This is a genomic window from Citrobacter sp. CK181 (assembly GCF_030333595.1).
Classification (GTDB): domain Bacteria; phylum Pseudomonadota; class Gammaproteobacteria; order Enterobacterales; family Enterobacteriaceae; genus Citrobacter_B; species Citrobacter_B koseri.
The window spans coordinates 65,013-86,759 of record NZ_JAOWFN010000011.1 but is presented as its reverse complement, the minus strand read 5'-3'; the positions used below and the strand labels follow the sequence as shown (position 1 = coordinate 86,759).

Sequence of the window (21,747 nt, the reverse complement as noted above, 5' to 3'; positions counted from 1 at the left end):
TGCCCTTTCTTGCGTCTGGGCTGACTTTGCAGGATTTTACGGGACGTTGCAAGCAAGGGCGCGGATTGCGCGCCCTTGCCGGGAGGAGAGATTAACCTTCGTTATGCATTTCCAGGTTTTCCACTTCGTTCTGACGCTGCATCGCTTTGACGTCATCATTACGCAGGGAATCCAGATAGTCGAGATACTGCTGGTCAACGTCTTTCGTGACATACACGCCGTTAAAGACCGAACATTCAAACTGCTGAATATCCGGGTTCTCAGCGCGAACAGCTTCAATCAGATCGTCCAGATCCTGGAAGATAAGCCCATCAGCGCCGATGATCTGGCGAATTTCATCCACTTCACGACCGTGAGCAATCAGCTCATTTGCCGTTGGCATATCGATACCGTAAACGTTCGGGAAGCGAATTTCCGGTGCCGCAGAAGCCAGATAGACCTTCTTCGCGCCGGCTTCACGGGCCATCTCAATAATCTGTTCAGAGGTGGTGCCGCGCACGATGGAGTCATCCACCAGCAGGACGTTCTTATCGCGGAATTCAGCGCGGTTGGCGTTCAGCTTGCGACGCACGGACTTACGGCGCAACTGCTGGCCCGGCATGATAAACGTCCGGCCAACGTAGCGGTTTTTCACAAAGCCCTGGCGGTACGGTTTACCCAGAATGCGGGCGATTTCCAGCGCGATATCGCAGGAGGTTTCTGGAATCGGGATCACCACGTCGATATCCAGATCTTCCCATTCACGGGCAATTTTTTCGCCCAGCTTCGTCCCCATATTCACGCGGGCGCTGTAGACGGAAATTTTGTCGATGAACGAGTCCGGACGCGCAAAGTAGACGTATTCGAACAGGCACGGATTGCTGACCGGGTTATCCGCGCACTGGCGGGTAAACAACTGGCCTTTTTCGGTGATGTACACCGCTTCGCCCGGCGCCACATCGCGCAGGAATTCGAAGCCCAGCGTATCAAGCGCCACGCTTTCGGACGCAACCATATATTCAGTGCGGCCATCGCCAATGTCGCGCTTGCCCAGCACCAGCGGGCGGATGCCGTTCGGATCGCGGAAAGCCACCATACCGTGCCCGATAATCATCGCCACGCAGGCATACGCGCCGCGAATCTGCCGATTGGTCGCGGCAATGGCGGCAAAGATGTTATCGGCTTCCAGCGGGTAATGACGGAAGTTATCCAGCTCGCTGGCAAAAATATTGAGCAGGATTTCAGAATCTGACGTGGTGTTGATGTGACGACGTTTTTCTTCAAACAGCTTTTTACGCAGCTCATGCGCGTTGGTCAGGTTGCCGTTATGAGCAAGCGTGATGCCATACGGCGAGTTGACGTAAAAAGGTTGAGCTTCGGAAGCGCTGGAGCTGCCAGCCGTTGGGTAACGCACATGCCCGATGCCCATATTGCCCTGCATACGCTGCATATGGCGAGCTTCAAAAACATCGCTCACCAGCCCGTTTGCCTTACGCAAGCGGAAGCAGTTGTTGGCATCAATGGTGATGATGCCAGCGGCATCCTGACCACGATGCTGGAGCACCGTTAACGCGTCATAAATCGACTGGTTTACCGGCATAACACCGGCGATACCGACAATACCGCACATACGTCTTTTCCTCGTTAAGCCACATCTCAGAACCGTTACGTTCTGGGCAAGAAACTTGACGAGCTTTGCAGATAGTCAAAGAACCATCTGATGATGAAACTGAACTGCGGGATAAGCTGCGACTTGCTCCAGTCTTCGCTTTTCGACAGGCCGGTAAACGTATCGAGAAAGAACAGAATGGCGGCGACGATTAACGCTCCTCGCAGCGCGCCAAAACAGATCCCCAACACCCTGTCAGTACCCGACAGGCCGGTTTTCTCCACCAGCTGACCTATCACAAAGTTCACGATAGCGCCGACGATAAGCGTCGCGATAAACAGTATCGCGATAGCAATCCCATTTCGAACCAGTTCGTCTTCAAAGCCCGTAAACCAGACAGACAGGTAAGTGTAGTAATGGCTGGCGACAAAGAAAGCACAACCCCATGTCACCAACGATAACGCTTCACGAACAAAGCCACGGATCAGGCTAACCAGACAGGAAAAACCAATCACCGCGATAATGGCGTAATCAATCCAGACCATATGTGTCCCACGATTTTACGCCCTGTCGTCCTGTTCGGGGCGCATTCTAACAGAAAAAGAAAACGTTTGCGTAGGGATTTCCTTCCCGTGCGTAAATAAAAATGGCGCTGAAAAAACATTCAACGCCATCAAACTTTTTGCCTCTTCGGGCATTGCCGGATGGCGGTGCAAGCACCTTATCCGGCCTACAAAACAGTACACCGTAGGCCTGGCTGAACTCCGCGCGGATGGCGGGCAAGCACCTTATCCGGCCTGGAAAACAGTACATCGTAGGCCTGATAAGACGCGCAGCGTCGCCATCAGGCAGCGGTGGCTTAGTTCGGGCTGTAACCCATCACCACACCACTCAAACCGGAGATCTGCTGTAACTCGCCAAGAGAATTTTTCAGCTTGTCTCTTGAGGCGTCAGGCCCGACGAGGATACGGGTTATTTTACCCTGTACCGGCGTTGACGGAGAAGTATATACCCGGAAGCCCGCGCCACGAAGTTTACCCACTATCTCATTGACCTTATCGGCATTTTTCAACGCCCCCAACTGCACAACGTACGCTTTACCCGTTGGCGCGGGTTTTTCTTCAGCAGCAGGTTTCGGCTCAGGCGCCGGTGTCGGCGTTGCCGCTACCGGTTGCTGCGGCTTCGGCTGTGGCTTCGGTTTTTCAACCGGTTTCGGCTTCGGCGACTCAACAGGTGCGGGGACAGGATCGAAACTGGCGTTGTTTTCCGCAGCAAAACGGGAAGGATCCAGAGACGGCGCTGCCGCATCTCCGGCACGCACCTCCTCAGCAGCACCTTCAGGCGGCTGGGTCGGCAACGCCTGTGTTGCGGCTGGCATCATATCAGGCTCATCGCGATCGCCAGGCTTTGGCACCAGCGGGATCGCCGCAAACTCATCCTGATAGTGTTTTTTCTGCCCGTCGAGCAGCCCGGGAAGCACAATCACCCCGAGAGCGACCAGCACGATTGTGCCAACTAAACGATTCTGAAACTTACTCGCCACCGCTTCTCCCCGCGTCCATCACTTCCATGACATGTGCAACCGTGTGAAATGATCCACACACCAGCACGGTATCTTTTGATTTCGCCTCTGCCAGCGCTGCATGCCACGCCAGCGCGACACTGTCATAGACAGTGCCTTTGCCCAGATGTTCCAGCAATTGCTCCGCCGTCGCGCCGCGCGGCCCTTCCAGCGGCGCGCAATACCAGTCGTCGACCACGCTTTTCAGCCAGGCTAACGTCCCTGCGATATCTTTATCATGTAGCATACCGATAACGGCAAGTATACGCCCGTTTTTCGGCAACATTTTCAGGCGTTCTGTCAGATATTCCGCAGCATGGGGATTATGTGCGACATCCAGAATCACCCGTGGCGATTCGCTCACTATCTGGAAACGACCGGGCAAAATCGCCCGGGCAATGCCGTCACGAATCGCCTGCTCGCTGATGTTCAGCCCGCTGGCGCGCAGTGCCGCCAGCGCGGTGGCGGCGTTAGGCTGAGGCACCTGCGGCAGCGGAAGATTCGCCAGCGTACCTTCGCCGTCCGTAAACGACCAGCCGTCGCCCGTCACATCATAATGCCAGTCCACGCCGCGACGCTGTAACTGCGCCCCGGTTTCCTGCGCCACATCGGCGATGGTATACGGCATTTCCGGTTCGCCGACGATAGCCGGTTTTTCCGCCCGGAAGATCCCCGCCTTCTCACGCCCGATACTTTCGCGGTCCGGCCCCAGCCAGTCGGTATGATCCAACGCAATGCTGGTCACTACCGCAACATCCGCATCAACAATATTGGTCGCGTCCAGACGTCCGCCCAGCCCGACTTCCAGAATCACCACGTCAAGCTGAGCCTGCTTAAACAGCCACAGCGCCGACAGCGTGCCGTATTCAAAGTAGGTCAGAGAAATGTCTTCGCGCGCGGCCTCAATCTCGGCGAACGAGGCGGTATGAGCAGACTCCGGCAACTCGTTCCCCTGCACGCGAACGCGTTCGGTATAGCGCACCAGATGCGGAGAACTGTAGACGCCCACTTTATAGCCCGCCGCCGTCAGCACAGACTCCAGCGTACGGCAGGTCGTTCCTTTACCGTTAGTACCCGCCACCGTAAAGACAAACGGCGCGGGTTTCAGCACGCCCAGACGCGCCGCAACCCGGCTTACGCGTTCCAGGCCCAAATCGATAGTTTTACTGTGCAGGTTTTCCAGATAAGAAAGCCACGCTGCCAGGGGCGACGCGGCTTGGGGAATGCGTTTATTGTCCATGATGCCTGTAAATTTATTACGTTGAGAAAAGCAAAAGGGCAGAGCCAGTGGCCCTACCCTTATCAGCTATCAGGCCTCGGGTTCCTGATCGGGTACCGGCGGCACCACCTCGCCTTCGCGCGGCGCATCCGGGTTCGGCGCCGGAAGATTCATCAGCTTCGCCAGAACGCTTGCCAGTTTCAGGCGCATTTCCGGGCGGCGGACGATCATATCGATAGCGCCTTTTTCAATCAGAAACTCACTGCGCTGGAATCCCGGCGGCAGTTTCTCACGTACGGTTTGTTCAATAACACGCGGGCCCGCAAAACCGATTAACGCTTTCGGTTCTGCAATGTTGAGATCGCCGAGCATCGCAAAACTTGCGGAAACGCCGCCCATTGTCGGATCGGTCAACACGGAGATATACGGCAGACCACGCTCCTGCATTTTCGCCAGCGCAGCGGAGGTTTTCGCCATCTGCATCAGCGACATCAGCGCTTCCTGCATACGCGCGCCGCCGGAAGCGGAGAAGCAGATCAGCGGGCAGTTATCTTCCAGCGCCTGCTCAACGGCACGGACAAAACGCGCGCCGACCACAGACCCCATAGAACCGCCCATAAAGGAGAACTCAAACGCCGCCGCGACAATCGGCATATCGTGGAGCGTACCTTTCATCACCACCAGCGCGTCTTTCTCGCCGGTTTCCTTCTGCGCGGAAGCCAGACGATCTTTATACTTCTTGGAGTCGCGGAACTTCAGTACATCTTTCGGCTCAAGTTCGCTGCCCAGTTCCACAAGGCTTCCTTCATCTAACAGGCTATGCAGGCGATTGCGCGCCGACATGCGCATATGATGGTCACACTTCGGACAGACCTCAAGATTACGTTCCAGCTCAGCACGGTATAAAACCTGACCGCAGCTATCACACTTGGTCCACACCCCTTCAGGAATGCTTGCCTTGCGGGTGGGAGTAATGTTGCTTTTAATTCGTTCAATCCAGCTCATTAGTGACCTTTCTGCCTGAACCTTAGTCGTCAGCTTTGTTATCAGGAGCGCATAATGCCATTTTTGCCCCCAACAGACTATGAATGTTGCACATTAAAACATAACAGCCCGAAACTTTGGATAAAAAAGTGGTCGAACCGCTGAGTTACTTTCTATTTTGCGGCACGCGACGCAGCGCGCTTATGGCGAATGATTTCAACCACGCCTGGCAATATCGACACCACAATAATCCCTACGATCAGTAACTTAAGGTTATCCTGAATCATAGGAATCGTACCGAAGAAATACCCCGCATATGTGAAGAGCAGTACCCATAAAAGCGCGCCAATGACGTTATACGCGGCAAAATGGCGATAAGACATATGTCCCATACCCGCAACAAACGGCGCAAAGGTTCTGACAATCGGGACAAAACGGGCCAGAATAATGGTTTTCCCGCCATGCTTTTCATAAAACTGGTGCGTCTTATCAAGGTAACTGCGACGGAAAATTTTTGAATTCGGGTTACTGAATAACCGTTCGCCAAACAATCTGCCGATCGTGTAGTTCACCGCGTCGCCGACAATCGCGGCGATCAGCATTAACATCACCATAATATGTACGTTGAGATCGTTGGTTTCCAGCGACGCCAACGCCCCCGCCACAAACAGCAACGAATCCCCCGGCAGAAACGGCGTCACCACCAGTCCGGTTTCACAAAACAGGATCAGGAACAGAATGGCATATACCCAGACGCCGTATTCCGCGACCAGCTCCGCCAGGTGCACGTCAATGTGCAGGATAAAATCAATCAGAAAATAAATCAGGTCCATATTGATGCCTTATACGACTCAAATTAGTCCGCCAGAAACAGCGGGCCCAGTGGCGTTTTGGGAAGGTCAAACCGTTCCGGGTAATCAACCGCAACCAGATACAACCCTTCCGCTTTCGCCGTTGCTGCTGAAAGCCGCCTGTCCTTCGCCGCCAGCAACTCTGCTATCCAGCTCTCCGGCTGGTTGTGGGCGCCTACTTCCATCAGGCTACCGACAATATTCCTGACCATATGATGTACAAAGGCATTGGCTTTGATATCGACCACCACATACGCACCGTGACGCGTCACGTTAATGTGCATCACGTTTCGCCACGGCGTACGCGACTGGCACTGTACCGCGCGAAACGAGGTAAAATCATTTTCACCAATCAGACACTGCGCCGCCCGGTGCATACGTTCCGCGTCCAGCGGCTCATAAAAGTGCGTAACCCCATGACCTAAAATCGCCGGGCGCAACCGATGATTGTAGATGATGTAGCGATAACGGCGAGCCGTTGCGCTAAACCGGGCGTGAAAATCCTCAGGTACAGCTTTAACCCAACGAACCGCGATGTCACCAGGTAAATTCGCATTTACACCCAGCGTCCATGCCGCGTCTTTACGCAACGCGGTGGTTTCAAAATGCACCACCTGCCCCGTTCCGTGTACGCCAGCGTCTGTCCGCCCGGCGCAAAACACGTTAACAGGTTCGTTGGCAACCTGAGAAAGCGCTTTTTCCAGCTTTTCCTGAACGCTACGCACTTCGTTCTGGCGTTGCCAGCCATAATATTTGCTGCCGTCGTACTCAATGCCCAGCGCAATTTTATAAACTGGCGGTTGTTCCACTGCTGACATCAGTACAGGTACTCCTGTACCAGTTTTTCCGCGGTTTTGACCGCCATCAGCGCGCCGCCAAAGCGAACGTTATCGGCCACCGACCAGAACTGAACCTGCTCCGGCATGCCATAGTCGTTACGCACACAGCCGACAGAAAGCTGCGGATTGCCTGACGCATCGCCCACCTGAGTCGGGAAGTCAGTCTCTTCAGACAGCACAATATCTTCGCCGCGAGAAAAGGCATCGCGCGCCTCTTCCGCCGCCAGCGGGCGCAGCGCTTCAAAACTGACCATTTGCGCATGGCCATAAAATACCGGCGACTGAATGCAACTGGCGGAAATCATCAGCCCGTCGTCCTGCAAAATCTTACGCACTTCGTCAACGATACGGCGCTCTTCGCGCACGCTGCCTTCACTGTCCGGCAGGAGCGGCAGCATGTTAAACGCCAGTTGGCGACCAAAGAAATCATCTTCGTCGATAGGGATACCGTTGAGCAGTTTCGCGCTCTGACCGGCCAGCGCATCCACCGCTTTTTTCCCGTGCGCCGAAGCGGAAAGCAGGCTGGTGACGCTAATGCGCGACAGACCGCCTTCATCAATCAACGGCTTCAGCGAGGCCAGCAACTGGCTGGTCAGGCTGTTGGCTACGGCGATCACATTGCGGTTGCGGTAATCGGCCAGCACAGACGGGTTCACTTCCGGCACCACTAATGGCACATCCGGTTCCAGGGCAAACAGGCCGCTGCTGTCGATCACCAGACAGCCCGCATTGGTGGCTTCCTCAACCCATGCGGCAGAGGCTTCAGCGCCAGCGACAAAAAACGCCAGTTGCGCCTGCGTCCAGTCAAAATCAGCAACATCCTGCACAATGACCGACTTGCCGCTATAGCGCAGATGTTCGCCCGCACTTTCATTACGCGCCAGCGCATAAATCTCACCGACCGGGAACTGACGTTCAGCCAGCGTTTCGAGCAGGGCTTCGCCTACGGCGCCTGTTGCGCCCAGGATGGCAATGTTCCAGCCTTCAGACATGGTGGTTTACTCCAGAAATAGCAAAGCTCCCCGCGCTATGCAGGGAGCGACAAAAAGAATGTTAATGGGCCGGATGATGAACGGCGTTGAAACCGAGCTTATGCAGCAGCGTGGCGGCACTGGCATCGTCGCACATCACGTACAAGGAAGACCATTCACGGCGCTCAAGGTAATTCTTACGCAGCTTATCAAACTCGCCCGGAATTCCGGCGACTTTACGCAGTGGCGCATCATCGCGGCGCACATCATACACCAAATGCGCCAGCCTTTTCAGCGTCGGCTGATCCAGCGGGCCATGCAGCGTAATACGCCCAAACTCCGGCGCGGGTAGCAGCGTATCCAGCGCCACTTTTTGCGCCCGTCCGATAAACGTACTATAGGCTTCAAAGACCTGCGTGGTGCCGCGCGCCTTTCCTTCCAGGGTATAACCGGCAATGTGCGATGTGCCGATATCAATTTTTTCCAGCAGCGCCACGTTGAGATCGGGCTCCCCTTCCCAGACATCAAGCACCACGCTCAGCGACTGCCCGGCATTCAGGCGCGCCAGCAGCGCGGTGTTATCCACCACCGGGCCGCGACAGGCGTTAATCAGAATCGTCCCCGGCTTCAGTCGCCCGATCAGCGCCTCATCCGCCAGGTGCAGCGTCTTGTAAGGCCCCTCTTTATACAACGGCGTGTGGAACGTCAGAATATCCGCTTCCTGGACCAGCTCATCCAGCGAGCGGAAATCACCTTCATCGCCCCGGTCCGCACGCGGCGGATCGCACAGCAAAGTGCGAATGCCCAACGCTTCCAGCCTCGCCTGCAAGCGAGCGCCAACATTACCTACGCCGACAATCCCCACGGTACGGTCGCTTAAAGCAAAGCCGTCACGCTCCGCCAGCATCAGTAAAGCGGAAAAGACATATTCAACAACAGCGATGGCATTGCAGCCAGGCGCCGCTGAAAACCCCACGCCAGCCTGCTTAAGCCATGCCTCATCCACATGATCGGTCCCGGCGGTTGCGGTACCGACAAATTTGATGGATTTCCCCCCAAGCAGCGCTTCATTCACTTTGGTGACTGAACGCACCATTAACGCATCCGCATCATCAAGTTCTGCAACGGGAATGGGGCGACCGGGAACCGCTTTGACCTCGCCCAGACGGCTAAATAATTCGCGGGCATAAGGCATATTTTCATCAACGAGGATTTTCACGTCTGCGTACCTGTTTGAGAACGAGAGTTAACCGGGCAAGTGTGCCATAATCTGGCCGCCAGGCATACTTTGCTAAGATTTATGGTTTAAGGATAAGTGATGATGCAACCCATTTCCGGTACTCCCGCACGCCCTCCCGGTGAAGGTCAGACTGCGCCTTCCGTTGCCGGAGAACAGCCGCTATCCACCCAGCAGCGCACGGTGCTGGAACGCCTGATTACGCGTCTGATTTCGCTGACGCAACAGCAAAGTGCGGAAGTCTGGGCCGGAATGAAACACGATCTGGGCGTAAAAAGCGACACGCCGTTACTGTCGCGTCACTTCCCCGCCGCAGAACAAAATCTCACGCAACGCCTGAGCGTCGCTCAGCAGAACCACGCGAATCGTCAGGTGCTCTCGCAGTTGACGGAATTATTGAGCCAGGGGAACAACCGTCAGGCCGTCAGCGATTTTATTCGCCAACAGTACGGTCAGACGGCGCTCAGCCAGTTAACGCCCGAGCAGTTAAAGAATGTGCTGACGCTACTGCAACAGGGGCAACTTTCCATTCCTCAGCCTCAACAACGTCCGCCAACCGACAGACCGTTATTGCCTGCCGAGCATAATACGCTCAACCAACTGGTGACGAAGCTGGCCGCCGCGACGGGCGAATCGGGCAAACTTATCTGGCAGTCCATGCTGGAACTTTCCGGTGTGAAAAGCGGCGAGCTGATCCCTGCAAAACAGTTCACGCACCTGGTCACCTGGCTGCAAGCGCGCCAGACCCTCAGCAACCAGAGCGCGCCTACCCTACAGACGCTACAGGCGGCGCTAAAACTGCCGCTGGAGCCGAATGAATTCACGGCGTTAAGAGATTACGCCCAGCAGACATATCAGGCGTTGCCGCATACAATTCTGACAACCGCTCAGGTTCAGGATCTGCTGAACCAGGTCTTTCTACGCCGCGTTGCGCGCGAAAGAGAGTTAACCGAGCCGCATCACATTCAGCCGATATTCAGCCCGTTCGCCCCGATGATTGAAACCATCAAATCCGTAACGGCGCGACCGGGGCTGATCTTTATCGCACTGGCGGTTGCCTTCATTCTGTTCTGGCTGGTGTCTTAACCCCGGCGAAACGACAGCAGCGTCACCACAATCCCCACGACGGCAGAAATCGCCCCGGCGAGGAATACGGAAGAGTAGCCGCATGAGGTGGCTAACAGCCCGGCCAGCGGGCCGGTAATGCCGTAGGAGATGTCCTGAAACGCGGCATAGCCGCCAAGTGCCGTACCGCGTACCTGAGAAGGTACGCGCTTCACCACTTCAACGCCCAGCGCCGGGAAGATGAGCGAGCACCCAGCCCCGGTTAACGCCGCACCCAATAGCGCAATCCAGGTCACTGGTGCCAGCCAAAGCAGCACCAGCCCTGCCGTTTCGACCAACAGGGACGCAACCGCCACCTTCACACCGCCAAAGCGATCCGGCATCCAGCCAAACAACACGCGCATCAGCACGAAAGCGCCGCCAAACGCGGTCAACGTAAAACCGGCCATCGCCCAGCCTTTACTGGCGAAATAGAGTGAAATGAAGGTGCCGATAACGGCGAAGCCAACCCCCTGTAGCGCCAGCCCCAGGCCCGGCTTCCAGATGAGGCCGACGACGCTCCACAGCGACGGACGTTCGCCCGCGTGCGCAGGTACTTTACGCACGGTGCCATTAAATGCCCAGGCCAGCAGCGGCAGCGCCATTGTTGTTCCTGCCAGCGCCGCAAAACCGTAATGGCTGTGAATCAGTAAACCAAGCGGCGCACCGGCAGCCAGCGCGCCGTAAATCGCCATGCCGTTCCACGACATCACTTTACCGGAGCGCGAAGGCCCTACCAGCCCCATCCCCCAGGTCAGAGTTCCGGTCAGTAGCTGGCTTTCGCCAAAACCCAGGATCAGTCGCCCGACGATCAGCAACGCGAATTTTACAGGTACAGAAACAGGTAACAACGCCGCCAACAGCCACGCGCCCCCCGCCAGCGCGCAGGCCAACATCCCCTGTAGCGCGGAACGTTTAGCACCATATTGATCGGCCAGTCGCCCGGCGTAACCACGGGTCAATACCGTTGCAAGGAATTGAATGCCCACCGCGATGCCGACCATCGTGTTGCCATAGCCCAGCTCATGATGAACAAAAAGAGGGATTACAGGTAACGGTAAACCGACCGTCATATAGGTCAGAAAAACCGCAAAAGCGATACGAAAAAGCGAAAAATTCGCAGAAGGTGTTTTTTCTTTTTGGGATACAGCTGTCATGCGTTACTCCAGAATGCAGAGTAAGGCGAGGAAATGCCACGCCCCCTCCACCTGACCATCAGGATTAAGGTGCGTTGGATAACGTTAAACGCTTACGCATTATCATGGGGATAATGTTGAGCGTGAAGTCTGCCTGTGGGAGACCGGGCTTGTCAACTTAGAAATCACAGCATTATTTGTCATTTCTGTCGAATTGAACACGGTTAAAACATACTGTCATTTTCTTTCAGGGAAAAAAGTAATGAAAGCGTTTCCTCTTATTACGCTTATCCTGTTGCTTTGCGGCTGCGCCACACCTCATCGCGATAGTACGCAGGATATTAACCAATTCTATCTCTCATGGATGAAAACATTCACAGAGGATCAGGATACCCCTCATGATAAGTCGGCATTAATGCAACGCTATGTCGCGAAAGAACTTATCAATCGCCTGACGCTAATTGATAACCTTTATGAGCAGGAAATCGTGGCGTCAGACTACTTTATGTACGTGCAGGACTACGCGCCGGAATGGATCGCTAAATTCCACGCAGGAACAGCCAGTGCTTTTTTGGGAGGTGAAAAAGTGGATGTATGGCTTGGCGATTCCGATACCCGCCTTATCCATTTAATGGTGTACACTCGCCGGGAAAATGGTCAATGGAAAATTTATCGGGTACGCGATCTTACCCACCAGTTTGAACACCCGATCTACGATGCAGGCGCTATTGCCCGCGCCAGGGCGTGGTCGGCAAAAATCGCGCAGGAATACGAAAACAAGCAATAAAAAGGGAGCCATTATCGGCTCCCCTGTAGGCCTGATAAGCGAAGCGCCATCAGGCAAACGTTGATGTCGGATAGCGGCGTAAACGCCTTATCCGCCCAACGTCTTCAGATTTACGCTTTCAGCTTACGCATAACCAGCGTCGCGTTGGTGCCGCCAAAGCCGAAGCTGTTGGACATAACGGTCGTCAGCTCGCGATCGGTGGCTTCGGTTACGATGTTCAAACCTGCCGCTTGCTCGTCCATCTCTTCAATGTTGATGCTCGGCGCGATAAAGCCGTGTTCCAGCATCAGCAGCGAATAGATAGCTTCCTGCACGCCAGCCGCACCCAGAGAGTGACCGGTCATCGCTTTGGTCGCGGAGATAGCCGGGCTCTTATCGCCAAAGACTTCACGAATTGCGCCCAGCTCTTTCACGTCGCCTACCGGCGTAGACGTACCGTGGGAGTTCAGGTAGTCAATCGGAGTGTCAACGCCGTGCATCGCCATCTGCATGCAGCGCACTGCGCCTTCGCCTGACGGTGCAACCATGTCAGCGCCATCGGACGTTGCGCCATAACCGACGATTTCTGCATAGATGTGCGCGCCGCGCGCCAGAGCGTGTTCCAGTTCTTCAACCACAACCATACCGCCGCCGCCCGCGATAACGAAACCATCACGGTTCGCATCATAGGTACGGGAAGCTTTAGACGGATCGTCGTTGTATTTGGTGGACAGAGCACCCATCGCGTCGAATTCACACGCCATTTCCCAGCACAGCTCTTCACCGCCGCCGGCAAAGACGATGTCCTGTTTGCCCAGTTGAATCTGTTCAACCGCGTTGCCGATGCAGTGTGCAGAGGTCGCGCAAGCAGAGCTGATGGAGTAGTTCACGCCGTGGATTTTAAACGGCGTAGCGAGGCAGGCAGAAACGCCGGAGGCCATCGCTTTGGTCACTACATACGGGCCAACGGCTTTCAGACCACGCGGGCTACGCATGGCATCTGCGCCAAAGACCTGGAATTTCGGGGAGCCGCCGCCGGAACCTGCAATCAGGCCAACGCGCGGGTTATTCTGGTAAGTTTCTACAGAGAGACCCGCATCAGCAATCGCCTGCTCCATAGAAAGGTAAGCATAGATGGATGCGTCGCTCATAAAGCGCACTACTTTGCGGTCAATGAGGCCAGTGGTATCCAGTTTGACGTTACCCCAAACATGGCTACGCATGCCGGAGTCCTTCAGCTCCTGAGAGAAAGTGATCCCTGAACGTCCTTCACGCAGAGATGCCAGGACTTCCTGCTGGTTATTACCGATGCTGGAAACGATGCCCAGGCCAGTAATCACTGCACGTTTCATTCAATACCTCTGTAAGTCGCACTATTTTAAGATTCGACTCGCACAATAGCGTACACTTGTACGCCGAACAAGTCCGATCAGCCAATTAATATGGAAATTTGCGCCTCCGGGCGCACATCGCTAAGATCGTGACACTGCCTGTCAGACGAGTAACTTACGTGAAACAATACGCTATACAACCTGCCAACCTTGAATTCAACGCTGAGGGTACACCTGTTTCCCGAGATTTCGATGACGTCTACTTTTCCAATGATAATGGGCTGGAAGAGACGCGTTATGTTTTTCTCGGCGGCAATCAGCTTGAGGAGCGTTTTCCGCTACACCCTCGCCCATTATTCGTGGTGGCGGAGAGCGGTTTCGGCACTGGCCTTAACTTCCTGACGCTCTGGCAGGCGTTCTCGCAGTTTCGCGACGCTCACCCTGAGGCTACGCTACAAAGATTACATTTTATCAGTTTTGAAAAATTTCCCCTGACGCAGGCCGACCTCGCGTTAGCCCATCAACACTGGTCAGAGCTTGCTCCCTGGGCACAGCAGCTACACGCGCAGTGGCCGCTGCCGCTGGCCGGGTGCCATCGTCTGATTCTTGATGACGGTCGTGTGACGCTGGATCTCTGGTTCGGCGATATTAATGAGCTGACGGGGAAACTGGATGAATCCCTGAACCAGAAAGTGGACGCCTGGTTTCTGGATGGTTTTGCCCCCGCGAAAAACCCTGACATGTGGACGCAGAATCTGTTTTCCACCATGGCGCGACTGGCTCGCCCCGGCGGAACGCTGGCGACGTTTACCTCTGCGGGATTCGTGCGCCGGGGGTTGCAGGAGGCAGGGTTCACGATGCAAAAACGCAAAGGTTTTGGCCGCAAGCGTGAAATGCTTTGCGGCGTCATGGCACACGCGCTGACGTCCCCCTCCCCGACGCCGTGGTTCACCCGCAGCGGCAGCGCCAAACGAGACGTCGCAATCATCGGCGGTGGCATCGCCAGCGCGCTGCTGTCGCTGGCGCTTCTGCGCCGCGGCTGGCAGGTAACGCTCTATTGTTCAGATGAGCAGCCCGCGCAAGGCGCATCCGGCAATCGCCAGGGGGCGCTTTATCCCCTGCTCAGCAAACACGATGCGGCGATTAACCTCTTTTTCCCGAGCGCGTTTACGTTCGCGCGGCGTCTGTATGACGCGCTGCCGGTGACTTTCGACCATGACTGGTGCGGCGTCACGCAACTGGGCTGGGACGAAAAGAGCCAGCACAAAATCGATCAGATGCTGTCGCTGGCGTTGCCCGATGCGCTCGCAGTGGCTGTAGATCCAGACCAGGCGCAGCAGGAAACAGGCGTGGCGACACACTGTCGCGGAATAACGTATCCGGCTGGCGGCTGGCTGTGCCCAGCACAGTTAACCGCTGCGCTGCTGGCGCTAGCGGCCACACAAGGGCTGCGGAGGCATTACACACACACGCTCACCGCCCTTTCGCGCCAGGCCACAGGCTGGCAGTTGCAATTTGCAGAGGGTAAGGCAGTTGAACATGAGGTGGTCGTGCTGGCAAACGGGCATCAGATTAACCACGTTGACCAGACGCTTCCGTTACCGGTCTATTCGGTGGCTGGTCAGGTGAGCCATATCCCGACGACGCCAGCGCTTTCCGCATTACGCCAGGTGCTGTGCTACGACGGATACCTCACGCCGCAAAACCCTGCCACTCATCAGCACTGCATTGGCGCCAGTTACCATCGCGGCAGTGAGGAAACTGCCTATCGTGAAGACGATCAGCAGCAGAATCGCCAGCGCTTGATCGACTGCTTCCCGGATGCCGCATGGGCAAAAGAGGTTGATGTCAGCGAAAAAGCGGCGCGCTGTGGCGTACGCTGCGCCACGCGCGATCATCTGCCGATGGTCGGAAATGTGCCGGACTATGATGCAACGCTCGCACAATACGCCGCCCTTGCCAGACAGAAAGACGCCGCCGAACGCGCGCCGGTTTATCCTGATTTGTTTATGCTGGGAGCGCTCGGATCGCGCGGGTTGTGTTCAGCCCCGCTCTGCGCGGAAATTCTCGCGGCGCAAATGAGCGAAGAGCCCATTCCGATGGATGCTGACACGCTGGCGGCGTTAAACCCGAATCGCCTGTGGGTACGGAAGTTATTGAAGGGAAAAGCGGTGAAATAAGTCCATCCGTTGGATGAACGTTAACGCCACCCGGCAAGGTGAAAATGCCGGATGGCGACGCATCCGGCCTACGCGTCAATGGCCTTCTGGAACAGGTTATCCCACATCTCTTTCACTAACGCCTGGTCACGCGGCGACAACTCGCCTGCGCCAATCGCTTTTTCCAGGCTGCTGGTGACGTTGGCATACACCGCTTCTGCGGAATGGTCATCACCGCCTTCCAGTTCTGCAACTGCTAACGTCAGGTGGCCACGCAGATATCCGCTGGCAAACAGCTCGTCATCGCTTGCGTGCTCTACCATATCGTCGATTAATGCCAGAATGCGTGATTCAAACTCCGCGATCATCTTCTTTCCTCATTGTAAACGTGGCGTCGGCCTCAGTTGAGCGCTTCCGGCCACGGGAACTGTTCCGCCGTAATGTCAGGCGTGTGATAATAATTCTGTAACGCTTTAATAAACCGGGCCGGGCGTTCAGGAATGCCTTTTTCCAGGTACTCCATCACCTGAGCATGAACACGGCGCTGAAATACCACGCGATCCGGTTCGAAGTCCCCTTCCAGATTGTCGCAACTGACGTTAAACGGATAACCCGCCGCCACGCAAAACAACCAGTCAAAGGCCTGCGGTTTCACTTCCACGTCTTCAAACTGGCTTTGGGTTTGCGCATCACGCCCATCCGGGCAATACCAGTAACCAAAATCCACCAGCTCGCGACGCGCCTTTCCGGCAATACACCAGTGCGAAATCTCATGCAGCGCGCTGGCGTAAAAGCCGTGCGCAAAAACAATCCGGTGGTACGGCACGTCCGCATCAGCAGGAAGATAGACTGGTTCGTCATCGCCTTTAATCAGACGGGTATTAAAATCGTCGGCAAAGCAGCCGTTAAAAATATCAATTAGCTGTTGGTAATGATGCGTACTGTTCATTAGTTCATCCCCAGCAAGTGGAGAATCTCCTGTCCGTGGTTATCATAAAGTAGTTTGGCGCTCATCACCGCAGAGACGATGACAATCATCGGGCGAATGAGCTTCTGTCCTTTGCTTAACACCAGTCGCGAGCCCATACGAGCGCCCAGAAACTGGCCAATCAGCATCACGAAACCTGTCGCCCAAATGACTTTACCGCCAATGGCAAACAGCAACAGGCCGCCAATATTCGAGGTGGCATTCAACACTTTGGCATGGGCGGTGGATTTCGCCAGGTTGTACCCGCACAGCGTCACAAACGCCAGCGCGTAAAACGATCCGGCAGCCGGGCCGAAGAAGCCATCGTAGAATCCGACACAGCCCCCGGCGACAAGCGCGAAAGGCAGGCCATAAAGCCGACGCTGACGATCCTCTTCGCCGAGTTTCGGCATCAACAAGAAGTAAAGGCCAATACAAATAACCAGCACCGGTAAAATCTGCCGCAAAATGCTCGCCTGGACATATTGCACCAGTAACGCGCCGCTCATTGAGCCAATGAACGTCATCAGAATATTGAGTTTCTGATCGGCAAGATTAACCACTTTGCGACGAATGAAATAGATTGACGCGGAGAGGGAGCCGCCGCAGGCCTGCAATTTATTGGTCGCCAGCGCCTGTGCTGGCGACATGCCTGCCGCCATTAATGCAGGGATCGTTAATAAGCCGCCTCCCCCCGCCAGCGAATCAATAAATCCAGCCAGCATTGCCACGAAAAAAAGAACAATCAATAACAGCGGGGACACCATAAACAGATTTAAAAAATTGTCCATTAGAGTACATGCTCATCCAGTAGCGCCTGGCAGGAAGGCGGCAACGGTGGCGGTGTCTTCTTCTCAGGCTTTGTTGTTCCAGGTTCAGGAGGTTCAAACCAACTTTGTAGTTCTGCGCCGCATCCATCGCCAGGCGGAGGCAAAGGCTGATCTTCGCACTCCAGGCTGTCGGCAGGGCAACGTAATCGTACATGCATATGCGCACGATGCTGGAACCAGGGTCGCACTTTACGCAACCAGTCACGATCGGTTCCGGCATCCAGGCATAGCTGCTGTTTAATGGCAGGATTAACAAAAATACGCGTGACGTCGTTATCTTCCGCCGCCAGTTTGATCAGGCTGGAAATTTCCGGCTTCCACAGCGAAGGCACCACATGTTTTCCGTCGCGGGAGACCAGGTCAATTGCCTGAGGTCGCAGTAGCTGCGCCTGCGTCCAGCGTGTTTTCGGCAGTTGCAGAAAAATATCAACATCGAGCCCGGTCTGGTGGCTGGCATGTCCGCCGTTGAACCGCCCGCCCGCAGGCATCCCCATATCGCCGATCAACACCGTTCCAAACCCAAGGTTGCTGACCTGAGTGCTCAGTCGTTGAATAAACATCACGAGATCGGGATGACCAAAATAGCGGCGCTGATCGGTACGCATCACCTGATAGTGTTCGGACTGCACGGGAAGCGTGTCTGCCCCAACAATGCAGCCATTCGAAAAGCCGCCGATGGATTGCGCACTTCCGGGAACAGGATGCGTAATTTTCTGCCAGGGCGTCGCCGCCAGGCTGGCGCTGCTGACCAGAAGAGCCAGCAACGCGAGTGCCGTTTTTTTCATTGATTACCAGCGTGGAATATCAGTCTTTACATCCGCATTTTGCGCGCGCTGGCGCAGAAGGTGATCCATCAGCACGATCGCCAGCATGGCCTCAGCGATCGGCACGGCGCGGATCCCAACGCACGGATCGTGACGCCCTTTGGTGATCATCTCGACTTCTTCACCAAAGCGGTTAATCGTACGTCCCGGCACCGTAATACTGGAAGTGGGTTTCAGCGCCATATGTGCAACAATTTGTTGCCCGCTGCTGATACCGCCGAGAATACCGCCCGCATGGTTGCTCAGGAAGCCCTCTTTGGTAATTTCATCGCGATTCTGGCTGCCTCGCAACGCGACCACATCAAACCCATCGCCAATCTCCACGCCTTTTACCGCGTTGATGCTCATCAGCGCATGAGCGATGTCCGCATCCAGACGGTCAAAGACCGGTTCGCCAAGCCCTGCCGGAACGCCGTTTGCCACGACGGTCACTTTTGCCCCAATCGAATCGCCCTCTTTCTTCAGGGCGCGCATCAGTTCATCCAGCGCGTCGATTTTATCTGGATCAGGACAGAAAAACGGGTTTTGTTCAACCTGCTGCCAGTCTTTGATTTCAAGCGGAATATCGCCCATCTGGGTCAGACACCCCTGAATGACGATGCCGTGTTTCTCCGCCAGATATTTTTTAGCAATCGCGCCAGCCGCGACGCGCATCGCCGTTTCACGGGCGGAAGAACGACCACCGCCACGGTAATCGCGCAGACCGTATTTCTGCTCGTAGGTATAGTCGGCATGGCCCGGGCGGAAAACGTCCTTAATGGCGCTGTAATCCTGTGAACGCTGATCGGTATTTTCAATCAACAGGCCAATGCTGGTGCCCGTCGTCACGCCTTCAAAGACGCCGGAGAGAATTTTCACCTGGTCCGGTTCACGACGCTGGGTCGTGTAACGCGAGGTTCCCGGACGGCGTCTGTCGAGATCGTGTTGCAGGTCGGCTTCCGTTAGCGGAATGCCCGGCGGAACGCCATCAACGATACAACCGAGCGCCAGCCCGTGTGATTCACCAAAAGTCGTTACGCGAAAGAGTTGTCCAAGTGTATTTCCTGCCATCACGGCTCCGTTATCGTTGTTGTGTTGTTGACCGTTGATTAATCTTTATAGATGCTGAAATGCTCGCGAGCCGCAATGAGCTGCGCTTTCGTCAGCATAAAGACGCCGTCGCCGCCGTTATCGAACTCCAGCCAGGTAAACGGTACATCGGGATATTGTTCTATCAGATGTACCATGCTGTTTCCGACTTCACAAATCAGAATACCGTCATCGGACAAGTAGTCCGGCGCGTTGCCCAGAATACGGCGGGTCAGTTTTAAACCGTCAGTGCCGGACGCCAGGCCCAGTTCAGGTTCATGACGATATTCATTCGGCAGATCGGACATATCTTCCGCATCAACGTACGGCGGGTTCGTCACAATCAGGTCATACTGCACTTTCGGCAGATCGCGGAACAGATCGGAGCGAATCGGCGTGACATGGTTGAGCAGACCGTGCTCTTCAATGTTGTGTTCGGTTACGGCTAACGCGTCGCTGGAGATATCAACGGCATCCACTTCCGCCTCCGGGAAAGCATAAGCACAGGCGATAGCGATACATCCGCTGCCGGTACACATATCCAGAATGTGGTGCGGCTGCTCGCTGATAAGCCCCGCGAAGCGGTTGTTGATCAGCTCGCCAATCGGCGAACGTGGCACTAATACGCGTTCATCAACATAGAATTCATGGCCGCAGAACCAGGCTTTATTGGTCAGGTAGGCCACAGGAATACGCTCGTTGACACGACGAATGACCCGTTCAACAATGCGGTGACGTTCGCTGGACGTCAGGCGCGCGGTGCGCATGTCTTCTGGAATATCCAGCGGCAGATAAAGTGACGGCAGTACCAGCTGTACGGCCTCATCCCACGGGTTGTCCGTGCCGTGACCATACCAGATATTCGCCGCGCTAAACCGGCTTACCGCCCAGCGCAACATGTCCTGAATGGTATGCAGCTCACTCACTGCTTCATCGACGAAAATTTTATCCACGTATTCCTCCAGGGCATGCTCGCATTAAATTCGGCGGCTAGTTTGCCACGAAGACGGCGATAAATCAGCACTCACGCGGCGCCAGAGCGTGAAAATTGCGTTTTGGCTGAACGAATGTCCCCTGAGTCGGGTAAACTAACGCAAAATAAAAGATGAGACGTTCGAATGAAAAAGAAAACATCGCTCAGCGAGGAGGACCAGGCGTTGTTCCGGCAGTTAATGACCGGCACCCGCCAGATTAAGCAGGACACCATTGTCCACCGACCGCAACGTAAAAAAATCACAGAAGTCCCGGTCAAGCGTCTGATACAGGAGCAGGCTGATGCCAGCCACTATTTCTCCGATGAATTTCAACCGTTATTGAATACGGACGGCCCGGTGAAATATGTACGTGCCGACGTCAGCCATTTCGAGCTGAAGAAAATGCGTCGGGGCGACTATTCGCCGGAATTGTTCCTGGATTTGCACGGTCTGACGCAACAGCAAGCCAAGCAAGAGCTGGGGGCGCTGATTGCCGCCTGTCGCCGCGAGCATGTCTTTTGCGCCTGTGTGATGCACGGCCACGGAAAGCATATTCTTAAGCAACAAACGCCGTTATGGCTGGCGCAACATCCGCACGTTATGGCCTTCCATCAGGCGCCAAAAGAGTACGGCGGGGACGCTGCGCTATTGGTATTGATTGAAGTAGAAGAGTGGTTGCCGCCGGAGCTTCCCTGACAATGCCGATTGCCGGATGGCGGCGCAAGCGCCTTATCCGGCCTACGGGATCAGTGCAGGCTGTAGGCCTGATAAGCGAAGCGCCATCAGGCACAGTATCCAACCGACGATAATAACGTTAAATCGCTTTTGCCATTTTCAGATTACACGGGCTCATCTGCCAGTTGAAAATCCCTTTGCCGCTTTCATCAAGCGTTACGCTGGCAATCGCAGATGTGGTGAACATTGGCGGCGTCTCGCCAGGACAGAGTTCAGACACCAGATATCCCACCAAAGGCAGGTGAGAGATCACTAACACCGATGCGACGCCTTCATTCGCCAGCGTCTGCAACCAGGCGCTGACCATACCGACATCGCCGCAAGGAGTAAGCTCCGGCAAAACGTCCACATTGCCAGGCAGGTTCATACACTCCCCTACCACATCCAACGTTTGTTCGGCTCGTAGAAACGGGCTCACCAGAACACGTTCGATATCCACTTTTTGACCTTTCAGCCAGTTCGCCATAAGGCGGGATTCGTCACAACCACACGAGGTTAAGGGACGAACCGAATCACTGGCGGCATCGAGGGCCGCGTCGCCGTGACGCATGATAAAAACTTGCATATTGCACCGCTTTTGTTAACCAGAATCACCCACATTCT

The 21,747-nt window shown here is 55.3% G+C and carries 22 protein-coding genes; 4 read left to right on the top strand and 18 right to left on the bottom strand.

Translation table 11 applies throughout. The features are described from left to right. Positions 1–91: 91 nt before the first annotated feature. From purF to pdxB, 9 genes are all read right to left on the bottom strand, one after another. Positions 92–1,609, bottom strand: a complete 1,518-nt coding sequence (gene purF, locus OGW17_RS04580; protein ID WP_012131457.1) for an amidophosphoribosyltransferase — start codon at positions 1,607–1,609, stop codon at positions 92–94. Positions 1,610–1,644: 35 nt separating this feature from the next. Beyond that, positions 1,645–2,133 carry a colicin V production protein gene (cvpA, locus tag OGW17_RS04575; RefSeq protein WP_012131456.1) on the bottom strand — a complete coding sequence of 163 codons (489 nt, stop codon included), beginning with the start codon at positions 2,131–2,133 and terminating at the stop codon, positions 1,645–1,647. Positions 2,134–2,447: 314 nt separating this feature from the next. Beyond that, entirely contained in the window at positions 2,448–3,131 is a 684-nt protein-coding gene (dedD, locus tag OGW17_RS04570; RefSeq protein WP_071260212.1) for a cell division protein DedD, read from the bottom strand. Then, complete coding sequence (gene folC / locus OGW17_RS04565; protein ID WP_071260210.1) at positions 3,121–4,389, bottom strand: bifunctional tetrahydrofolate synthase/dihydrofolate synthase; 1,269 nt, start codon at positions 4,387–4,389, stop codon at positions 3,121–3,123. The genes dedD and folC overlap by 11 nt, the downstream gene beginning before the upstream one ends. A gap of 69 nt (positions 4,390–4,458) precedes the next feature. Next, positions 4,459–5,373, bottom strand: coding sequence for an acetyl-CoA carboxylase, carboxyltransferase subunit beta (gene accD, locus OGW17_RS04560; RefSeq protein ID WP_012131453.1), 915 nt, complete (start codon positions 5,371–5,373; stop codon positions 4,459–4,461). 152 nt (positions 5,374–5,525) lie between these two features. Beyond that, on the bottom strand, positions 5,526–6,185 hold the full coding sequence (locus OGW17_RS04555) for a DedA family protein (RefSeq protein ID WP_012131452.1): 660 nt from the start codon (positions 6,183–6,185) through the stop codon (positions 5,526–5,528). Between the two features lie 23 nt (positions 6,186–6,208). Then, positions 6,209–7,021: a tRNA pseudouridine(38-40) synthase TruA gene (gene truA / locus OGW17_RS04550; protein ID WP_012131451.1), complete on the bottom strand. Its 813-nt coding sequence runs from the start codon at positions 7,019–7,021 to the stop codon at positions 6,209–6,211. After that, the gene (locus OGW17_RS04545) at positions 7,021–8,034 is read right to left on the bottom strand and encodes an aspartate-semialdehyde dehydrogenase (protein ID WP_012131450.1); all 1,014 of its coding nucleotides are present in this window, start codon (positions 8,032–8,034) and stop codon (positions 7,021–7,023) included. The genes truA and OGW17_RS04545 overlap by 1 nt, the downstream gene beginning before the upstream one ends. Positions 8,035–8,095: 61 nt before the next feature. Continuing rightward, positions 8,096–9,232, bottom strand: a complete 1,137-nt coding sequence (gene pdxB / locus OGW17_RS04540) for a 4-phosphoerythronate dehydrogenase PdxB (protein WP_012131449.1) — start codon at positions 9,230–9,232, stop codon at positions 8,096–8,098. Positions 9,233–9,334: 102 nt separating this feature from the next. Here pdxB and flk point away from each other — a divergent pair, with 102 nt between their 5' ends. Beyond that, a complete protein-coding gene (gene flk / locus OGW17_RS04535; RefSeq protein WP_071260297.1) occupies positions 9,335–10,336 on the top strand; it encodes a flagella biosynthesis regulator Flk in 1,002 nt (333 codons plus the stop codon). Here flk and OGW17_RS04530 read toward each other — a convergent pair. Then, positions 10,333–11,511, bottom strand: coding sequence for an MFS transporter (locus OGW17_RS04530; RefSeq protein WP_071260208.1), 1,179 nt, complete (start codon positions 11,509–11,511; stop codon positions 10,333–10,335). The genes flk and OGW17_RS04530 overlap by 4 nt on opposite strands. A 241-nt stretch (positions 11,512–11,752) precedes the next feature. Here OGW17_RS04530 and OGW17_RS04525 point away from each other — a divergent pair, with 241 nt between their 5' ends. Then, positions 11,753–12,277, top strand: a complete 525-nt coding sequence (locus tag OGW17_RS04525; protein WP_071260206.1) for a YqhG/Tai3 family protein — start codon at positions 11,753–11,755, stop codon at positions 12,275–12,277. A gap of 110 nt (positions 12,278–12,387) precedes the next feature. Here the strand turns inward: OGW17_RS04525 and fabB are convergent, their stop codons facing one another. Further along, on the bottom strand, positions 12,388–13,608 hold the full coding sequence (fabB, locus tag OGW17_RS04520) for a beta-ketoacyl-ACP synthase I (protein WP_047462293.1): 1,221 nt from the start codon (positions 13,606–13,608) through the stop codon (positions 12,388–12,390). Positions 13,609–13,766: 158 nt separating this feature from the next. On the opposite strand from fabB, the gene mnmC reads away from it, so the two are divergent. Then, positions 13,767–15,767, top strand: a complete 2,001-nt coding sequence (mnmC, locus tag OGW17_RS04515; RefSeq protein ID WP_071260204.1) for a bifunctional tRNA (5-methylaminomethyl-2-thiouridine)(34)-methyltransferase MnmC2/FAD-dependent 5-carboxymethylaminomethyl-2-thiouridine(34) oxidoreductase MnmC1 — start codon at positions 13,767–13,769, stop codon at positions 15,765–15,767. A gap of 68 nt (positions 15,768–15,835) precedes the next feature. Here mnmC and OGW17_RS04510 read toward each other — a convergent pair whose 3' ends face one another. From OGW17_RS04510 to prmB, 6 genes are read right to left on the bottom strand one after another with little or no spacing between them, the layout of a single operon-like run. Continuing rightward, positions 15,836–16,114, bottom strand: coding sequence for a YfcL family protein (locus OGW17_RS04510; RefSeq protein WP_071260202.1), 279 nt, complete (start codon positions 16,112–16,114; stop codon positions 15,836–15,838). A 32-nt stretch (positions 16,115–16,146) separates the two neighbouring features. Then, on the bottom strand, positions 16,147–16,695 hold the full coding sequence (locus tag OGW17_RS04505) for an elongation factor P hydroxylase (protein WP_012131442.1): 549 nt from the start codon (positions 16,693–16,695) through the stop codon (positions 16,147–16,149). Beyond that, positions 16,695–17,504 carry a sulfite exporter TauE/SafE family protein gene (locus OGW17_RS04500; RefSeq protein WP_012131441.1) on the bottom strand — a complete coding sequence of 270 codons (810 nt, stop codon included), beginning with the start codon at positions 17,502–17,504 and terminating at the stop codon, positions 16,695–16,697. Before OGW17_RS04500 ends, OGW17_RS04505 begins: the two co-directional genes overlap by 1 nt. After that, on the bottom strand, positions 17,504–18,328 hold the full coding sequence (mepA, locus tag OGW17_RS04495) for a penicillin-insensitive murein endopeptidase (protein ID WP_012131440.1): 825 nt from the start codon (positions 18,326–18,328) through the stop codon (positions 17,504–17,506). Before mepA ends, OGW17_RS04500 begins: the two co-directional genes overlap by 1 nt. Before the next feature lie 3 nt (positions 18,329–18,331). After that, positions 18,332–19,417: a chorismate synthase gene (gene aroC / locus OGW17_RS04490; protein ID WP_012131439.1), complete on the bottom strand. Its 1,086-nt coding sequence runs from the start codon at positions 19,415–19,417 to the stop codon at positions 18,332–18,334. Between the two features lie 38 nt (positions 19,418–19,455). Continuing rightward, positions 19,456–20,388 (bottom strand): 50S ribosomal protein L3 N(5)-glutamine methyltransferase, encoded by a 933-nt coding sequence (gene prmB, locus OGW17_RS04485; RefSeq protein ID WP_012131438.1) that lies wholly within the window; start codon positions 20,386–20,388, stop codon positions 19,456–19,458. Between the two features lie 165 nt (positions 20,389–20,553). On the opposite strand from prmB, the gene smrB reads away from it, so the two are divergent. Next, positions 20,554–21,105, top strand: a complete 552-nt coding sequence (smrB, locus tag OGW17_RS04480; protein ID WP_012131437.1) for an endonuclease SmrB — start codon at positions 20,554–20,556, stop codon at positions 21,103–21,105. 118 nt (positions 21,106–21,223) lie between these two features. Here the strand turns inward: smrB and sixA are convergent, their stop codons facing one another. Continuing rightward, entirely contained in the window at positions 21,224–21,709 is a 486-nt protein-coding gene (sixA, locus tag OGW17_RS04475; protein WP_047462281.1) for a phosphohistidine phosphatase SixA, read from the bottom strand. Positions 21,710–21,747: the final 38 nt, after the last annotated feature.